The organism is Streptomyces pseudogriseolus (assembly GCA_002154585.1).
Taxonomy (GTDB): domain Bacteria; phylum Actinomycetota; class Actinomycetes; order Streptomycetales; family Streptomycetaceae; genus Streptomyces; species Streptomyces pseudogriseolus.
Genome location: MUNG01000093.1, coordinates 1 through 16,796 on the forward strand (window position 1 = coordinate 1; position 16,796 = coordinate 16,796).

Genomic DNA, 16,796 nt, shown 5'->3' on the forward strand with positions numbered 1-16,796 from the left:
CCCCCACGAGCTCCCCGGCCTCCGCGACGGTCTCCCCCGTCTCGACGTTGACGAGAGGCCCGCGGCGGCTCATCTGTTTCAGCGCAGCCCGGGACTGGGGAGGCAAGTCCGCCACCATGAGAGGCGGAAGGTCGTCAGAGGCGGACGGGTGCGGCGGAACCTGCTCATCGCTCATGCGCCGACCCTACTGTCCGCTCCCCTCCCAGCGTGTCGAGACGGCGCATGCAGGCCGCTACGTCAGCGCGGTGCGCTACGTTGCCGCGCATGACCAACGACCCGCGGGGACGTCCCGACGGCCGCGAACCCATGGCCACGGCCGAACAGCTCAACAACGCCATCGCTGCGCTCGGCATCAAGATGGGCGACGGGCCACAGATGCCCCGGGCGATGGCGCTCGGCGCGCTGCTGTTCTGCGTCGAGCAACTGGCCATGTTCGACGTTGACCGCGTCGATACGGCGCAGGTGCGCGCCGGCTACGTCAACATGGCGCTGATGGCTGGCATGGCCATGGAGGGGGAACAGATGCCAGTCGGCACCGTCATGCCCGGCCGGGAGGTCACTCCGGAACTGTGGCAGGCGGCATCGTTCGCCATCGCGCGTGTCATCGAGCACCGGCTGAACTCCACCCTCCTCGACCTCGAGGAGATGGAAGGCCCCAAGGAGCCCGACGCCTTCAACGTTGCCTGGCCCGCAATGGCGTGGCTACGTGCCGTATGCGCCATGGCCCCCCTGATGAACGCGGACGTCCCCAACGCGGACATCCTCAAGGCGGCGAAGGCCGCAAAGAAGCATGCAGCCGAGGGCCGACAGCACCTCGCCGACCTCATCAAGCTCGCATCCAAGGGAACGTGATGGCACAGATTCGAGTCATGGGCGACGAGGACGAGGTCGCCGCGGTGCTGGAGATCCTGCTGCCGTTCGTTCAGGCCTCCACGGCCCTGGTCGCCAGCGCACCGCGCGAGCTGGGCATGCGCGGCCCGGGCCGGCGCGTAGTCTTCGAGCTGCTCCCTGCTGCGCCGAGTCCGGTGACGATGGAGCGCGCCGACCAGCCCGCGCCCAGCCGCCGACAGCTCCCCTCCTAGAAGAGGATGGTGTAAGCGTCAACTAGGCGGGTACACGCGCATCAAGCCACTCCAGCGGCCTCCCCCCGCCGCAACGTGGCAAGGCCGCGCCAGCAGGATCCCCCCTCCTGCACTGGCGCGGCCCTTAACTTTCCTGCGGCTCCCAGACGTAGACCAGCCTGCCGTCCTTCTCGGTGCGGACGTACCGGCCGGACTCGTGACTCCCGCCGCGGTGAATCTCGATGACGTCGCTGAAACCTGTCGGGTCCTCGCCCCCTGCGAAGGGGCCACCGACATACGGAACACTGCTCATGCCGTCAGCGTACGGGCGGCCGGCGCCTACTGGACCGGGTGCGCGTCCAGCCACCGCGACAGGTCGTGCGCGGAGCCGAACACGTCCGGCCGGTTGCTGGTGTAGTTGGTCAGGCCGCCGCCACGGTCCTCCCCCACCGCGACGCCCTTCTCCATCTTGTCGATGAGGACGTAGGCCTCAGACCAGAACTCAGGGCCGGTGTCCTTGTGCGCGTTCATCGCCTTGCGCAGCACCCGGGCGGGCTTGATGAGCGCCTGCATCTGCTCCCAGCACGTCCCCGGCTCGGTCGACGGACAGTCGCCGCTGGCCACAGCGTCCTGGAACGCCGTGGTGGCCGCGCTCAGGCTCGGCGCGGCCGGAGCGGACGGCTTAGCTACCTCGCTGGCCTCCGAGCCGCCACCACAGCCGCTCACCCCTGCAACGACTGCGGCCAGCACCACAGTGCTGGCCGCTCTCCCCCATGTGTGTTGTCTCCCCATAACCGGGGATCATCGCACGAACCGTCACCGGCCCTTCCCTCGGCCGTGAGGATCGTCCTCGGCACAGCCCCTCAGCCCTTCTTCCGCTGGATCATCGGCCGGACCACCCACGCCACCGCCGCCACGCACAGGGCGCAGAACCCGAGCGCAACCAGGGTGATGACCAGGCTCGCCATCACCATGAGCCCGATCGCGGCCGCGGCGAAGCCGAGCCCGAGGTAGCGGGCGAACGGGTCCGCCTGCTTCACGATGATCGGCTGCACCGCCTGCTGCTGCGGCTGCGCCTGGGCGTGCCCGCCGCACTGGCACACCGGCTGCTGCGGCCGGTAGTACTCGACCGGAAGGTGCTGCGCCATCGGCTGGTAGACGTGCGTCGGCTCTACAGGGTTGCGGGGCATGCTGCCGTCTCCTCTTCGGTGGAAGCGGCCGCAGCCGCGGTCTGCTGCTGGGGCATCGCCGGGCGCGGCGCGAGCCGGAACTTCATGGCCCGGCCCTTCTTGCCCGCCTCGACCACCCATCCCTTGTGGCGCCACTGCGACATGGGGCCGTTCACCGACGACCGCGCGTTGAACTCGGGCAGGCCGAGCGCGACCAGGGCGTCGATCGTGATGCCCTCCTGCCCGGCCTCCTCGACGGCCTTCCACAGCGCCAGGTGCCGCTCGTCCGCGATGGGCGACCCGTCGGGGAACGTCGGCACCGCCCGCAGCACCGGCCGGCCGCCGCCCGGGCCCGGAGGCGTCGGCGGAGTCGGCGACGGCGGCGTGGGGTCGTCGTCCGGGTCCGGGACATCCTGCGGATGCTCCCGCCCCTCCCCGGCGTCCGTCCGGGCGTAGCGGTGCGTGGCCGCGCCGATCTCGTCGTCGGTCATGAAGAACGCGCGGGAGACGACCGGCACCTGATGGTTGCGGTCCCAGCGCAGGAAGTAGCCCGGCCCCTCCAACTCGTCCAGGCACCAGCCGTCCCCGTACGCGCCCGGGCCGAAGATCAGGTTCGCGGTCGTGGACTCCTTCGCGCCGAGCCCGATACGCACCTGGTACTGCTGCCGGCCGTCGGTGTTCCCGCCGAACACCCGGTTCGAGGGGGACTGCGTGGCGCACACCAGCGTGATACCGGTGAACCGGGCCACCTGCAGAATCGACTCCAGCAGCTTCGACGCGCCCGGGAGCTGCCGCATCAGCTCGGCAAGCTCGTCGATGAACACGAACAGCGCCGGGCCGTGCTCGCCGGGGATCCACTTCTTCACCGGCTTGCCCTGCTTGACGCCCAGGTCCCGCATGAACTCGCCGCGCCGCTGGACCTCCGCCCACACCCATTCCAGGGTGTGCAGCGCCTTGGCCGGGGTGTCCGCCAGGGCGAGCGCGCACGGGCCCCACGGCCCCAGCTCCACCGCGCCCGGCTTGAGGTCGATCAGGACCGCCTCCGCGTCCTCACACGCGGCCACGTAGGCGATCAGGACCGACTGCAGGGACGACTTGCCGTTGTCGGAGGCACCACCGATCAGCACGTGGTTGTACAGCAGGTCAACCAGCACCGGCTCCCCGAAGGCGTCCATGCCGAGCACCGCGGGCTCCAGGCACGTCGCCGTGGACGGCCCGGGCCACGCCAGCGTCTTCGCGAGCGGGTCCGTCTCGTACATGCACACCACGAGCTCGTTGTCCGCCTCGCCCTTGGCCAGGCGCAGCTTCCCGGGCATGCCGATGTTCGCCGCGAGCTGCTCCCGCCGCGCGATGACCTTCGACGGGGCGGTGTCACGTCCCGCCGGCAGGGTGACCACCGCGCGCCACCCGAACCGGGTGTGCTCCAGCGCGGTCACATCGACGGCGGGGATGGACAACATCGCGACCAGGGCCTGCATGAGGCGGGTCTCCTCCGGCGACGCCCCGGTCAGTCCGGTGTGCGTGCCGGTGCCCAGCGCCTCGACGCCGACGCCGGCCTTCGCCGCGTCGACCGACAGCTTGAGCCGGGCCTGCCGCTCGCGGGTCAGCCACCTCATGTAGGGCACGTACGCCCCGCCGGTGACCAGGCCCGTCGCGATCAGGGACGGCACGGACGGGCCGAGGCCGGCCCCGATCCACGTGTCGCCCACCACGGCCGCGGCGCTCCCCGCGGCGGTCGCGAACATCTTGTGCTTGTTCTTGAGCGCCAGCACGGTCGCCGCGGTCGCGGCCGCCGTCACCCCGCCGTACGCCAAGTGCTCGCCGAGGCCCACACCGCCGAGGTGGTGCGCCCACGACAGGCTGGTCAGGGTCAGGGAAGCGGCCGCGGGGGCGAGTTCGTACCGGCGGCGCGCGCACCAACGGCACACCTTGCCGATGGCACGCGTGGCCCCCAGCGCGGCGCGCGCCAGTATGTGGTCATGCGAAGGGTGCGGAGGCACAGCAGTCTCCCCGGGAAGTGACGTGACATGGATGACGGGCGAAACCCCAGGTCGGGGCCGCGTCACGTCACGTCAGGACGGAGACGCCGGGGAAGAGGGAACGGGCGCAGAGCATGAGAGCCCTCCTGGTGGGTTCGGGAGCGTTCGCCTGGCGCTCGCTCGTGCGCCGTGGCGTTGTCCTGCCGGACCCCGAAGGGCTCGGCTGTTCTGTTATGCCACCAGACTACCCGTCGCGATCAGCAAGCACAGCAGCCCAGTTGAAGGGATACGGGTGCTCCCGGCTGCCGTCCCATATCAGCGCGTGCACCTCGCCAGGGTCGGTGCCCGGGTCCAGGTGCAGCAGCCGGTCGACCACGGCCCGCATCAGCCGGTGACGGTGCTCAGGCGCCGTCTGCAGCTACTCCAGCCCGGCCACTTCCAGCGCCGAGTACACCGCCCGCGCCTCCCCCACGGTCGCGACCAGACTGAACCGGGTGGGCACGGAGTACACCCGCAGCATGTCCCCGGTGATCGGGTACTCCCCGCGGCCGTCGCACATCTGCAGCAGCACCGGCGGGCACAGCCGGCACAGGTCCGCCCGCTCGTGCCGGTCCGCACACACCCCGCACAGCGCGCCCTGCATGAGCAGCATCGTCTTCACCGTGTGCACGGCCGTCTTCCGCGCCGTCACCGGCAACTCGCCCCACTCGGTGAAGCCGTTGACCTGCACCTGCGCCATGCACTCCTGCCCACCGAGCAGAACGGTGCCGCGCACCTGCAGCAGCCCGCCGGCAGTCCCCGCGGTCACGGCCGCAGCTCCAGCAGCAGCGTGGTCGCCTTCTCCCAGCACGACGCGCACGGCTGCCCCTCCGAGCCGCAGATGATGTCCGCCAGTCTCGGCAGCAGCGCCGTGTTCAGCTCGGGCCCGCGGATGGTGTGCACCACGGCGTCGGCCTTCCGCAGGCACGACGTGCACGCGGCCGTCTTGCCCTCGCGGCGGCCGCAGATCGTCAGGGAGACCTCGCGCAACACGTGGGCGCGCGTGTCGGTGGCAGTGCTCATCCGCATCTCCTCAGCGCACGGCCCCCTGCATGAGCGGGGTGTCGGCGGGCGCCGAACGCAGGGGGCCGTGCACGAGATAGACGAGGTGACCAGCGGAAGCGTTACACCCCGCCCGCCGGGGGCGCGCCCTGGTCGATGACGACGAGGGACAGCCGCACCCGGGCGCCGTTCTGCCGGGCCCCGGCCCGCGGGTCGACGCCCGTCACCACCGCGGCGTTGTCGTCCTCCCAGATCCCGGCGTCCGACAGACCGTCCACGGCCGCCTTCGCCGACAGCGCCCAGTTCGACGGGTCGAAGACCCGCGTCCGGCCGGTGGGGTGGACCAGGTACAGCACCCGCGCCCGCTCCAGCCGGGGCACCTTCGCCTGCCGGGCGACCACCGCGGCGGCCTCCCGGATACGGGCCGCCACCCGCCGCTCCTTCCTCCAGTGCCAGCCGCGCACCTCGTTGGCGTTGATGAGCTCGACCGCGGGCAGTTCCAGCAGCCAGTGCCGCGCGCCGGCCGCCTCCGTGGCAACGTCGCACTCGACGTACGCCGAGCCGCCGCCGCTCCCCGCCCTCGGCCTCTGCCGCGCGGCGGGCGCCGCCCGGGTGCCGGCGCGGGCCTGCTCCAGGCGCTCACGCAGGCCCGGGTACCTGTCCACGTCCTTCTCGCTGATACGGAATCCCACGTCACGCCTCCCGACCGGTCCCGCAGGGGCGTGCAGCGTGCCCCCGCGCCCGGGCTTCGGTCGCGCAGTGATGGGTCATGTCTGGTTCCTTCCGGGAGCGGGGAGGGCGCGGCGTTCGCTCGTACGCCGCGCCCTCCCGCATCGGGTGTGGGTGTGGTCAGTCGGCCCTGGCGACGCGTGCGGCGTTCGCCATGGTCTCGTCGGTCTGGGGGGTGCCGCCGCCGTTGACGAGGAGGTACAGCTCGGCTTCTTCTTCGACGGTCGCGCACTCCTTGGCTTCGGCGATCAGGAGGGAGCAGTACCGCTCGATGAACCGCTGCCCGGGCACGGTCAGGCCGCTGTACCGGACGTAGGGGCCGTCGTCGGTCTCCTCGGTCGACTCCACGAGCTCCGGGTTCAGCCACGACGCGGGCACCGCGAACCCGTCGGTGCGCCACAGCACTGCCGTGGTGAACCGCTGCTTCCCGTCCACGCAGGCCCACAGCGGTTCACCGGTGTCGTAGGGGCTCTGTCCGTTGTGCGCCTTGCTCCATCGCTCGTTGCAGCGGTCCGAGAGGATGACCACGCCGGCGGGCAGTCCTCGCAGCCACGACTGGACGAGAGCCATGCGCTGGTCCTCGGTCCACACGTCACCGCGCTGATACGGCGGGTCGAGGTCGAGCATGCCGCCTTCGATACGGCGGACGATCTCGCCCAGGGTGACGTGCGTGGGGTTGAGGCTGATGTGGTTGAACGGGGCGCTGGTCTGGCGGGTCACGGCTTGATCCCCTTCTCCTTCACGATGTTCCAGGCCTCGGTGAAGATGGGCAGCAGCCCTTCGGCGAGGTAGTAGCCGCCCGTCTTGGACCAGCCCTCTTTGTCGGGCGTGGTCGCCTTGAACGGTGGGGTGATCTCGGGGGACCAGTCGCCTCGTTCGGCGCCGCGGCGGATGGCCTTGGTGATGGTCTGGGACGGGCCGCGCAGCGCGTTCTCCCCCCACTTCTCGCGGAAGGCCGGCCCGTCGACCCAGCCCTCCCCCTCGACCGCGGCCTCCACCAGCACGAGCGTGCGGGCGTTGGTGTCGCGCAGGAGCTTCACGGCGCGGTCGACGGTCCACTCGGTGTCGGTCGTGACCGTCACGTCGCCGCCGATGCGCGCCATCAGGTCGGCGAGCGCTGTGATGATCTCCGGCGGTGCGGGGTCGGGGACCTTGATCGTGATTTCCACGAGAACGCCTCTCAGCTAACTAACCCGGGTTCAATCCGGGTTAGAAGGATGGCACACCCCGCCCTGTGAGTGCAGGGTTTTCCCAGGGTTTGACTGAGCAACTTCGGCGCGCCGCTGCCCAGTTAGGACACCCTTACCGGTTATTCTGCCTGGAATAGCCGCCACCCAGGGGAGGGGACCCACATGGCCCACACGCGAGGCACCGGACACGGATACAGCCCGAAGGGCGAGCGACCGGAGCCGACCGAAGCACCGCCCCACGGCTCCCCCCTCGGAAGCCAGGGCGACCCCATCGCCGAGATGCACGCCAAGATCACCGCCATGCACGCGTTCGTGAAGGCCCGCGCCCAGGAGCAGATCACCGAACCCTTCTTCTGGGAGGCGATCGGGTACGCACTCGGCGCGGCGGAGGAGTCCCTTCACCACGGAGACATCGTCGGCGCGGTCCGCAAGCTGGCCTGGTACCGCGGCGAAGCCGAGCGCTGGAGGGACCACCCCGACTACCCGGTCGAGGCCGCGCGGTGACCATCGAGCGACTGGAGCGACTGAACCTCGAACCCGGCGGCGCCGAGCTGGAGGTCATCGACGCCGAACTCGTCGGCCCCGAGCAGCAGCCGGAGCCGGTGCGCTACCTCTTCACCCGGCACACGATGCTCGGCCCGGGCGAGATGCCGCCGCGCGCCGACGAACGGCCGCCGTGGACAGAGGACGACTTCCGCATCACCGAGGAGGACAAGGAAGACCTCGCCGAACCCGACCTCGCCGAGAACACGCGGATCAACCGCGACTCCACCATCCGCGCCTTCCAGCAGTGGTGCGCGCGGCAGGACCCGCCGCGCGTGGCGTATCCGTGCACCACGGCGACGTACACCTCCTACGGCCTGCACCTCATCCGCCGAGGAAAGGCCGGGGAGTTCAAGCCGGACACGGTCAGCCAGTACATGAGCCGCATCTGGAACTGGCAGCCGGCCGACATGCGGCCCGACCCCACGCGCGTCCGCGGGAAGATCCGGCGGTGGCGGCAGGAGTGGGCGGCCGCCGGCGGGGAGGTCGACCGCGCGGCCGCGCTCACCCTCCCCTACCTGCTCAAGTGCCTGGAGCAGTGCGACGAGTCCACGAACATCGGCAAGCGGGACGCGTTCATGCTGACGCTGGCCTACTCCAACCTGCACCGCCGCGCCGAGCTCACGGACCTACTCGTCAAACAGGTGAAGATCCTGCCCACCGGGCTGCTCGTCACCACGGCGACGTCAAAGACGGACCGGCAGGCCAAGGGCGCCACCGAGTTCATCGCCGACCGCGACGACATCCGCCTGATCGACCGCGCGAAGGCCTGGTTCGCGGTCCTCAAGGAGCTCGACGCCGACGCCCCGGCACAGCCCGTCTTCCGGGCCCTGACCGTCACCGGCCAGCTCGCCAACCGCAAGCTCGCCACCCGGCGCGGCGAACGGATGAAGGGCGGCGCGGTCAACGAGCGTGTGCAGCTGCTCGCCAGCCGCGCCGGAATCCCGTACCTGGGCGGGAAGAAGGTCCGCGCGCACAGTCTGCGGGCCGGCCCGAACACCGACATGATCGCGGCCGGGGTACCGCTACGGGAACGGAACCGACGCGGCCGCTGGGCGGCAGGGTCGACCACGGCTGACACCGTCTACGACCGGCCGTTGATCGACCCGCAGGACGACCCGCTGTCCAAGGTGCCCTTGGGTGGCCACCCGGCCGCTGGGCAGCCCTAACCTTCCGGCCCCGCGCGGTGTTGCTACGCGGGGCCGGGCCGTTCTAGTCCTGCTTGACGGAGCGCAGCATCACGGAGAACACCGGAGAGTCAGAGAAGGGCTTTTGATCGCCGATCTTCCGGTATCCCCACGCCTCGTACACGGCCTGAACGGCACCGTCGCCGTTCAGCGGGTTCACGAGAAGCGTCACCCGCTGTTCCGCGCGGTGGCTGAGCCACGCCTCATGAAGCTGCCACGCGATACTCCGGCCGCGCCAGGGCTTGCGGACCACGATCTCGTTCAGCGCGACGGTGCGCTTCCCGTCTTCGGCGGTCACCTCGGCGGACAGGGGCGTGAGCATGTTGTTCCACCACTTGGTATCCGGTGCGAGGGTAGTGCCGAAGCAGAACCCGACGGGCTCACTGTCCTCGTAGCCCAGTACCGCAGTCCAGCCAGAGCGGGATGCGTACGTCGACAGCCGCTCGTCGAACCGCTCGACGTCGTAGAAGGGACCCGTAAGCCCGAAGTCGCGGTGTCGTACCTCGACGTGGATGTCGAGGATCTGCCGTCGGATCTCAGGGAGGTCCGCAGCGGCGAAGTGCTTCACATCGACCGTGCTCACAGTTCTTTCTCTCCTTCGGCCAGGCGATCCTGCCACTCGATCACGAACCCTGCCCCGGGGGCCAACTCGCGAAGCCCACGGTCGAATTGGTGTAGAAGACGTCGGCTTCTTCCGGCCAATGACGCTGCGCTCCCCTTCGAGAGCAACGGCAGCGCAGTGTTCACGGCCTGGTCCCCCTCGCCCTGCGCAAGCTGGGCCAGTGCCAAGTGAATGGTGTAGTAGGCGCGGTTTCGGTGGAAGTCGGGGCGCAGCAGCGCAAGAGTGCGGTGAAGGCGGGCCTCGGCCTCGTCATGCCGACCGATCCGGCCCATGACGAGAGCCGCCAGGCCGTTCAGCTCAGCCCGGTCATAGAAGGACATCCAGGTGGCGCGTTGTTCGCCCATGTCTGCCCGCTCATACGTCTTCTCGGCATGCTCCAAGGTACGCAAGGCCGCAGCGGCCTCACCCACGGCGGACAAGATGCCCGCCAGACGAGCGCTGGCCAATGAGCGGAAGAGCGCATCGCTGCGGCACACGTGCGCACGCCTGCCGGCCTCGGCCGCAGCCAGGGCGTCATGCATGTGCTGCTGTTGGAACGCGAGCAGGGCCGCGTGCCCCCACAGACGCATCTGCATCTCGCTGCTGCCCGCCATGCCGGCCAGCGTCATCGCCTTGTTGAGGTGCTTCTGTGCCCGCTGCGGCTCCTGCGCCTCCACGGCGGCCCAAAGCGCGGTCCCGGTGAACGCTGCGGCAAGGTAGTACAGGCGGTGCCGGACGCGCGTGGTGGCCTGGCCCACTGCTTGCAGGTCCAAGGCGTGCTGCGCGTGCGCCAGCGCACGGGTCTCCAGCCGGATGCCGGTCCGGCCCTCGTTGTCGTCCTGGACCAGGTCCGCAAAGTTGCGTGCCAGCCTGTCAGCATCGCTCATGCCGACCCGTGTCGATCCGTTCGACGGGGTAGTCGGCAGAAGGGCGGCGGCGGTCAGGGACGCCGTAGCCGTGGTGAAGGTCCGTCGCCGCACTGGGTCCTCCGATGGTGCTCGCTCTCGTCCAGCGGGAGGCACGAAGCCCAACTCTTCCGCTGTCGTGCCGAATTCTTCTTCGAGAACGACGCGTTGTCTTCCTTGCGGCCACCGGGTTTTTCCGGTTAACCAGTTCCGCACATGCCGGTCGGTGAGCTTGCCGGGCTGACCGGTCAGGGCACCGATCCGCCTGTTCAACCGGTCCGCCAAGTCGGCTTGGGTCAGTCCAGCGCTCTCCAGCCGAGCGGCAAGGTGCGGATTCCCCGTCATGAAGCCAAAGTAGCGGCGGCTTCTGCCCCGGGCGGCCACACAAGGTAAAAATTTCCGGTTCCACGCTGGAGAAACCTCCACGAAATTGCCTGTCCACCCTCAGTAGCGGCGCGATTACCTGAGTGTCGTCCGCCTCCCGGAACTACTGGGTCGGGCGGGCTTCGGCAGAGCTGCACCATGCCGACCTGCCAGGAATCCAGCGAGAACACCCGCGATCCAGGGAGTCACGTGAACGGCAGCATCGCCTTACAGTCGTCCCCCTCCGCGAGCGCCGCTGGCCAACTCTGCCCCGCGACCCCGGCCACCAAGGAATCCAGCAACGGCTCGGCGCAGCGGACCGACAGTGCGTTAGCCAGCCGCCAAGGAACCATGGCCCAGTCCAACGCGCGTGCATTCCGCGAGGACGCGATGGTGAGCACCTTCGAGATCGCCCAACGCGGCCCCGGAGAAGCACCACCCGAACGTGACACCCGCCGAGTCGCGGCCATGCGGCGCCTGACCGCGGCCCGACTGCGGTACTGCGGCCTGGAACCGCTGGTCGACGACGCCAAGCTCATTGTCTCCGAGCTGGTCACCAACGTCATCCAGCACGGTAACGGCGCACAGGTCACCTTCACCATGACGGTCCGCGGCGGCTTCCTGCGCCTGGCCGTGAACGACGAGACACCCGGCCGGCCGGTCGTCCGCCACGCCGACGACGACGCCGAGCACGGCCGCGGCCTGTTCCTTGTCGACTGCCTCGCCGCCGCCCATGGCGGTACCTGGGGCACCAGCGACGACGGAACCACCACCTGGTGCTGCCTCGCCGTCCCGGGCGGCCGGCCATGACCGCCCACGGCACGAACCAGCGCTTCACCCGCCCCGTGCGCCCGTGGACACCGCCCTTGTCCGGCGGGGAACTCACCACCGTCCTGGACAGACTCCGCGGCTGGACCGCGTTCGACGGCGGCGCCCTCCTCGACGACGTCGCCACGGCCCTGGACGACGTCCCCCCGGCCGAAGAGCACACCGAGGAACTCGCCGAGCGGCTTCGCGGACACCTCATGCAACTGGTCACCATCGCCGTAGCCGCCGAAGCCGAACAAGACACCGCCGCAAGGCAGCTCATCGAGCGGGCCCGCACACTGCGCGCCGAAGACCTGCCCGGCGGCCACTGGAAGGCCGTAGCGCACCTGCGCCGAATGGGCTGGACCACCAACGAACTCTACGACTGGCTCGCCGCCAACCGCCGGCTGAAGGAGGCGGCATGACGCCCGCCCGCACCGCCCCGTCCCGTACGAGAGAGAACACCGTGCGCCCCGACTCGCCCCTGGTCCCGTTCGTCATCCAGCGAGAGGGGGAGGAAGCCGCCCCCGACAACCTGACGCTGACCACGATCGGGCCGGACCGCTACCGGCTGCGCTACGCCGACGAAGACCCCCGCGACCGCGACCTACGCGGCGTGCTGTGGGCGCGCTGCGGGCTCGGTCCCGTCGATGACCAGGGGCGGCCGACGGGCCGGCCGCAATGGCGGATGATGCACCCCCTGCGGCAACGCGGCTGCATGCAGGCAATGCGCTGCCAGGTCTGCGCCGAGCCCGCCCGGACTCCACTCGGGTTCATCTTCCTCGCCGGCCCGGACACCGTGGACCCCGCGCAGCCGGTGATCCTCACGAACCAGCCGCCGGTGTGTGCCCAGCACGCACGCCCCGCCGCTGACCTGTGCCCGCACCTCACACCCGACCCGATGGTGTTCCTCGCGCAGAGCGCGCCCATGTACGGGGTGAACGGCGTCGGCTACGGCTACGGCGAACACGGCGTGCAGGTCGTGCAGCGCCCCGACGGGCCGATCCCGTACGGCCACAAGCTCCTGCCGACCGTCCTCGCCTCCCAGATGGTGCGCCGACTCGGCTCCTTCCGGGCCGTCGACCTGGACCAACTGCTGTGGGAGTTGGAGCGCACCGCATAAGGCCCCTGTCCGGCGGCCCGGCTGTCCCCTGGCCGAGCCGCCGGACAGGCACCACTCCCGGCGCGGGAGCGAACTGCCCGATCCGTGTTCCCCCACGGCAGGTCATCGCCCCGCGCCGGGCCGTTCTGCTCCATCCAACTGAACCGGAGGAACCGTGACCGACCTCGGAATGCCCGCTGTCCCCAGGCAGAACCGGCAGGAACTCGCGGGAGGCGTCGGGTACGCCTTCAACGGCCAGCACTTCGACGCCCCCACCGACCTCAGCGTCAAGGCAATCGCGGACTCGCTCACCGCGCCGCTGTCGGTGATCGTGCAGGTCACCAAGCGCTGTGACTTCGACTGCTCGTTCTGCTCCGAAATCCTGCAGATGCCGGACCCCACTCTCGACCAGCTCGACACCATCCGCCAGAACCTCGCAGGTGTCAGCCGGGTCTTCCTGTCCGGCGGTGAGCCGCTGTTGCGGAAGGACTTCAGCGAGGTCGTGGACATCTTCCACGGGCACCACATCGTGGCCGTGCCCACGAACGCCACGCACGCCCTGGACCACGCGAAGAACATCGCCGACAAGATCGCATACGCCAACGTCGGGTTCGAGGGGCCCCGCGCCGCCTTCAAACGCGTCCGTGGCGACTACGACAAGACGATGGCCGGCGTGCGGGTGCTGCAAGAGCACGGCATCCCCCTCGCTTTGTCGGCCGTGGTCTACCGCTCCACCCTGTCGGTGCTGCCGTACACCGTGCAGATCGCCGACGTCCTGGACGCCACGAAAGTCAAGCTGATCCTGCCCCTGCGTAAGGGCAACGCGCTGAACCTCGCCGACCACGAGTTCATCACCACCGAGGAAGCCGAGACCACGTTCGCGCGGCTCAAGGAGCAGCGCGCTGAGATGCAGTGGTCCCCGGCGCTGCGGCTGACGGCGTGGACCCCCGAGAACGAGGGGCACATGATCGTCGTGGAGCCGAACGGTATCGCCCGCGCGTGGCCGGTCTACGACGCGCCGGACCTGTGGGAGAACCTGGGCAACGTCCTGGAGGAGCCCATCAGCGCCATCTGGGAGCGGTACCGCTTCAAGGAGAACCACATCTCCAAGTACGTCGGCCGCTCAATCCACGCTGTCACCCAGGGGGTGTGACGTGCTGGAACGCACCAACCTCGGTTGGCCCGAAACGCCGTTCGGGTCGGTCACCCGGCCCGTGCAGAAACCGGCGACGTGGCTGACCGGTGTCTCTCTGCTGTGGGGTGAGGCCGGGGATGAGCCGATCCTCATGGGCGCCGCCGCGGTGCTCCTGAAGATCCACCGCACCCAGTCCTCCCCCGTCTCCGCGCCGCTCATGAACTTCGGGTACCGGGTCCTCTTACCGCAGGCCATGGGCGAGACGACGGCGATCGTCCGACAGCTCGACGTCCTCCTCGTCCAGGCCCGCCGCAAGTCGCAGGTCCTCGCCTGGCACAACGGTGCCGACGACCTGCACGTCCTCCAACAGCTCCCCCGCGCCGAAGGCGAGCCGCGCTACCCGGGCGTGACCGCCATCGCCGACGCCTGGAAGGACCGCACCACCCGGGAGCGGGGAACCGCCCTGTGTGTGGACACCAGCCACGACCTGGGCCCGGCCGGACTCATCAGCGACACCGCGGCCGCGCACGGCCTGGAACCGCTCAAGTCGTTCGCCGGCGAGCAGCAGCAGGCCAGCGCGCAGGAAGCCTGTGAGGCCCTCGCGGAGGAACGGGCCGCGGCGTTCTCCCCGGACGCCCTGGCCGGAAGCGTCCTGTCCTCAGCGCTCACCACGGCGCTCCTCGGGGGCAAGCACACGGGCCGGCTCCACTGGGAGGGACCGCTGAGCATCTTCGACGCGCTGTCCGAAGCCGCGTGGGAGGCAGCGCCTTCTCTCCTGGGCGGCGTGGCGGCCACGCGCAGCGAGTAGCGTCCGACGGGGCCGCGCGCACCGGGCGCGCGGCCCCGTCCTACGGCAGGAACACCCCATGATCATCAAGAGCAGCTTGCCCAGCGCCCGCCCCTTGGCGCCCCCGCCACTGCGCTCCGGGACGGTGCGCATCGCGTCCGTCGATGTCGAGTGGACGAAGAACTACCGGATCAAGAACGGTCAGCGGCCCTTCTGCTACAGCGTCGCCTGGCTCGACCTGCCCGCCGGTGGCACGGCCGACCTCACAGACGTGCCGTACGAGTGGACCAGTGTCTACGTCGAGGAGCCCGGGGAGATGGACGCCATGATCCGGCACGCCGCGGACACGGTCACCGCGGCCGCGGACACGGCCACCATCATCACCGGGCACCAGTTCTGCGCGGACCTGTCCGTGCTGGAGGCCAACGCCCCCACGGACGCCGTCCCCGCCCTGCAACAGGCCCGCGAGCAGTGGCGGCAGCGCCGCGACGCCGACCCGGACGCCAGCCACTACGTGGACACCCGGTACGACGCCGGCCACCTGCTCACCGGCGCCTCCCGCCGCCTGGTGGACGTCTGCACGGAGCTCGGCCTGGACGTCACCCAGCCCGAGCTGCGCAAGGCGTCCATGCCTGCCTGGCACCGCCGTTGGATCGAGGGCGGCGAGCCCGAAGGCCGTGAACGCGTCAGCGTGCTGAACCTCCGCCACTCCCTCTCGACGGCCTACGTCGCCGCCCTCACCGCCGGACTCGCCCACCGGCCGAACCCCGGCCTGAACGTCAACCGAGCCATCGCCGACGGCGCCAAAGGCGCCTGGAGCTGGCTGGAAACTCCCACCTTCACCGAACTCCTGGAGGACTCGTGCCCATCCGCGACTGCCGCGTTATCGCCGTCGAAGGCACCCAAGCGGCCGGCAAGACGACGTTCGTCCACGCGCTGACCGCGCACCTCCGTGAGCAGGGCATCAACGCCGCCTGCACCGGGGAGCCGGCCCGCACCAGCCCGTTCATGGAGGACATCGTCCTCCACAACCAAGGGACCTTCGATCTCGTGGCAGAGGTCGACCTCTTCGCGCAGCACTTCACGGTGCCCCTGCGCGCCGCCCGCCACCACCAGGTCCTCATCACCGACAAGACCCCGGCGAACGTTCTGGCACTCGCCAGCCTGGTCCTGGACCTCACCGAACCGGCGACCGCGACCGTGCTGGGCGCGGCCGATGCCTTCTGCCGGGCCTGGATGCCTCACGCGTACGACGCGGTCGTGTACTGCTCCGACCGGTACGACCAGAAGGCCGGCGGCGACCGCATGCGGGAGAAAGTCCTCGCGCTGCAGGACCCAGCGGACGACGCGATCCGCGACACCCTCAGCAGGGTCCCGAACCTGCCGATCCTGGAAATGCCGCTCGGCCTCACCGCGGCGGAGCGTGTCCAGTGGACCGTGAAACGCGTTGAAGAGATGGGGCTGCTCGCAGGCTGAGCGCCGCTAGAGTCCCCTACCGGCAAGCGCCCCACCGGTCGGAGGACGAAGCACAGTGCCCCAACAGCCCGTGATCGACGTCATGCTCATCCTGGAGCGGGACGGAGCTGTGTGCCTTGCCGAACGGCAGGGCACCGGCTACGCCGACGGAATGCTGAACCTGCCCTCCGGGAAACTCGATGACGGTGAGGACGTGTTCGAGGCCGTGATCCGCGAGGGCCTGGAAGAGACCGGCATCATCGTCGCGCGGGAGGCCCTACGGGTCGTGCACGTCATGCACTTCCGCAACCCGGAGGGGGAGCCCCGCATCGGCTGGTTCTTCGCCGCCCGGCACTGGGAGGGCGAGCCACGCAACATGGAGCCCCACAAGTGCGCGGGCCTGTCCTGGCACCCCAGTGACCAACTCCCCGACAACACCGTCCCGTACAACGCACTGGGCATCGCCCACTACCTCAAGGGCGAACCGTTCTCCGTGCACGGCTGGTAGAAGCCCCTCCCCGGCCAAGGAACCCCCGCCACGGCGGGGGTTCCCGCGTTCCCCCATGCCCAGGTGTAACGCCACGGGCGGTCACTCCGTCCATACGACAGCGAGACGTTGACGCTGGGGGGCCACTGAGATACCGGAGGACTTCCACGTGACGACAGCGGTAGTGCGGGACCAACTGGAGATCGCCCCCTTCGCTGATCTCTTCGAGCAGATCGACAGCCCGCCGCCCCCTCC

23 protein-coding genes are annotated in these 16,796 nt (G+C 70.0%); 12 read left to right on the plus strand and 11 right to left on the minus strand.

Annotated features, from left to right (window positions below):
* The first annotated feature begins 264 nt into the window (after positions 1-264).
* Both CCN29_RS09895 and CCN29_RS09900 read left to right on the plus strand, forming a co-directional pair.
* Positions 265-852 (plus strand): hypothetical protein, encoded by a 588-nt coding sequence (locus CCN29_RS09895; RefSeq protein ID WP_143661301.1) that lies wholly within the window; start codon positions 265-267, stop codon positions 850-852.
* A complete protein-coding gene (locus tag CCN29_RS09900; RefSeq protein WP_086681076.1) occupies positions 852-1,082 on the plus strand; it encodes a hypothetical protein in 231 nt (76 codons plus the stop codon). Before CCN29_RS09895 ends, CCN29_RS09900 begins: the two co-directional genes overlap by 1 nt.
* A gap of 124 nt (positions 1,083-1,206) precedes the next feature.
* On the opposite strand, the gene CCN29_RS35730 is transcribed toward CCN29_RS09900, so the two are convergent.
* From CCN29_RS35730 to CCN29_RS09940, 9 genes are all read right to left on the minus strand, one after another.
* The gene (locus tag CCN29_RS35730) at positions 1,207-1,374 is read right to left on the minus strand and encodes a hypothetical protein (protein WP_442538299.1); all 168 of its coding nucleotides are present in this window, start codon (positions 1,372-1,374) and stop codon (positions 1,207-1,209) included.
* Positions 1,375-1,400: 26 nt separating this feature from the next.
* Positions 1,401-1,787 (minus strand): hypothetical protein, encoded by a 387-nt coding sequence (locus CCN29_RS09905; protein WP_143661302.1) that lies wholly within the window; start codon positions 1,785-1,787, stop codon positions 1,401-1,403.
* A 137-nt stretch (positions 1,788-1,924) separates the two neighbouring features.
* Positions 1,925-2,251, minus strand: coding sequence for a hypothetical protein (locus CCN29_RS09910; RefSeq protein ID WP_086681080.1), 327 nt, complete (start codon positions 2,249-2,251; stop codon positions 1,925-1,927).
* Positions 2,233-4,230: an FtsK/SpoIIIE domain-containing protein gene (locus CCN29_RS09915; protein WP_086681082.1), complete on the minus strand. Its 1,998-nt coding sequence runs from the start codon at positions 4,228-4,230 to the stop codon at positions 2,233-2,235. Before CCN29_RS09915 ends, CCN29_RS09910 begins: the two co-directional genes overlap by 19 nt.
* A gap of 397 nt (positions 4,231-4,627) precedes the next feature.
* Positions 4,628-5,017, minus strand: a complete 390-nt coding sequence (locus CCN29_RS09920; RefSeq protein WP_086681084.1) for a hypothetical protein — start codon at positions 5,015-5,017, stop codon at positions 4,628-4,630.
* Positions 5,014-5,271, minus strand: a complete 258-nt coding sequence (locus CCN29_RS35735) for a hypothetical protein (protein WP_442538300.1) — start codon at positions 5,269-5,271, stop codon at positions 5,014-5,016. The genes CCN29_RS09920 and CCN29_RS35735 overlap by 4 nt, the downstream gene beginning before the upstream one ends.
* A 101-nt stretch (positions 5,272-5,372) precedes the next feature.
* Positions 5,373-5,942: a RusA family crossover junction endodeoxyribonuclease gene (locus CCN29_RS09930; RefSeq protein WP_086681088.1), complete on the minus strand. Its 570-nt coding sequence runs from the start codon at positions 5,940-5,942 to the stop codon at positions 5,373-5,375.
* A 157-nt stretch (positions 5,943-6,099) separates the two neighbouring features.
* On the minus strand, positions 6,100-6,699 hold the full coding sequence (locus CCN29_RS09935; protein WP_086681090.1) for a DUF262 domain-containing protein: 600 nt from the start codon (positions 6,697-6,699) through the stop codon (positions 6,100-6,102).
* Positions 6,696-7,148, minus strand: a complete 453-nt coding sequence (locus CCN29_RS09940; RefSeq protein ID WP_086681092.1) for a hypothetical protein — start codon at positions 7,146-7,148, stop codon at positions 6,696-6,698. The genes CCN29_RS09935 and CCN29_RS09940 overlap by 4 nt, the downstream gene beginning before the upstream one ends.
* 183 nt (positions 7,149-7,331) lie before the next feature.
* Between CCN29_RS09940 and CCN29_RS09945 the strand changes: the two genes are divergently transcribed.
* Together CCN29_RS09945 and CCN29_RS09950 are read left to right on the plus strand one after the other, a co-directional pair.
* Positions 7,332-7,673 carry a hypothetical protein gene (locus CCN29_RS09945; RefSeq protein ID WP_086681094.1) on the plus strand — a complete coding sequence of 114 codons (342 nt, stop codon included), beginning with the start codon at positions 7,332-7,334 and terminating at the stop codon, positions 7,671-7,673.
* On the plus strand, positions 7,670-8,881 hold the full coding sequence (locus CCN29_RS09950; protein WP_086681096.1) for a tyrosine-type recombinase/integrase: 1,212 nt from the start codon (positions 7,670-7,672) through the stop codon (positions 8,879-8,881). Before CCN29_RS09945 ends, CCN29_RS09950 begins: the two co-directional genes overlap by 4 nt.
* 43 nt (positions 8,882-8,924) lie before the next feature.
* On the opposite strand, the gene CCN29_RS09955 is transcribed toward CCN29_RS09950, so the two are convergent.
* Complete coding sequence (locus CCN29_RS09955; protein ID WP_086681098.1) at positions 8,925-9,482, minus strand: GNAT family N-acetyltransferase; 558 nt, start codon at positions 9,480-9,482, stop codon at positions 8,925-8,927.
* Positions 9,479-10,750, minus strand: coding sequence for an NsdA family TPR-like regulatory protein (locus CCN29_RS09960; RefSeq protein WP_143661303.1), 1,272 nt, complete (start codon positions 10,748-10,750; stop codon positions 9,479-9,481). Before CCN29_RS09960 ends, CCN29_RS09955 begins: the two co-directional genes overlap by 4 nt.
* Positions 10,751-10,978: 228 nt before the next feature.
* On the opposite strand from CCN29_RS09960, the gene CCN29_RS09965 reads away from it, so the two are divergent.
* From CCN29_RS09965 to CCN29_RS10000, 8 genes are all read left to right on the plus strand, one after another.
* Positions 10,979-11,578: an ATP-binding protein gene (locus CCN29_RS09965; protein ID WP_442538301.1), complete on the plus strand. Its 600-nt coding sequence runs from the start codon at positions 10,979-10,981 to the stop codon at positions 11,576-11,578.
* Positions 11,575-12,000, plus strand: coding sequence for a DUF6415 family natural product biosynthesis protein (locus CCN29_RS09970; protein ID WP_086681114.1), 426 nt, complete (start codon positions 11,575-11,577; stop codon positions 11,998-12,000). Before CCN29_RS09965 ends, CCN29_RS09970 begins: the two co-directional genes overlap by 4 nt.
* Positions 11,997-12,698: a hypothetical protein gene (locus CCN29_RS09975; protein WP_086681102.1), complete on the plus strand. Its 702-nt coding sequence runs from the start codon at positions 11,997-11,999 to the stop codon at positions 12,696-12,698. The genes CCN29_RS09970 and CCN29_RS09975 overlap by 4 nt, the downstream gene beginning before the upstream one ends.
* Before the next feature lie 154 nt (positions 12,699-12,852).
* Complete coding sequence (locus tag CCN29_RS09980) at positions 12,853-13,830, plus strand: radical SAM protein (protein ID WP_442538302.1); 978 nt, start codon at positions 12,853-12,855, stop codon at positions 13,828-13,830.
* A gap of 1 nt (position 13,831) precedes the next feature.
* Positions 13,832-14,620 (plus strand): hypothetical protein, encoded by a 789-nt coding sequence (locus tag CCN29_RS09985; protein WP_086681106.1) that lies wholly within the window; start codon positions 13,832-13,834, stop codon positions 14,618-14,620.
* Positions 14,621-14,678: 58 nt separating this feature from the next.
* Positions 14,679-15,539: a hypothetical protein gene (locus tag CCN29_RS09990; RefSeq protein WP_086681108.1), complete on the plus strand. Its 861-nt coding sequence runs from the start codon at positions 14,679-14,681 to the stop codon at positions 15,537-15,539.
* Entirely contained in the window at positions 15,461-16,075 is a 615-nt protein-coding gene (locus CCN29_RS09995) for a nucleoside/nucleotide kinase family protein (RefSeq protein WP_086681110.1), read from the plus strand. The genes CCN29_RS09990 and CCN29_RS09995 overlap by 79 nt, the downstream gene beginning before the upstream one ends.
* Before the next feature lie 55 nt (positions 16,076-16,130).
* A complete protein-coding gene (locus CCN29_RS10000) occupies positions 16,131-16,562 on the plus strand; it encodes an NUDIX hydrolase (protein ID WP_241563284.1) in 432 nt (143 codons plus the stop codon).
* The last annotated feature ends 234 nt before the right edge of the window (positions 16,563-16,796 follow it).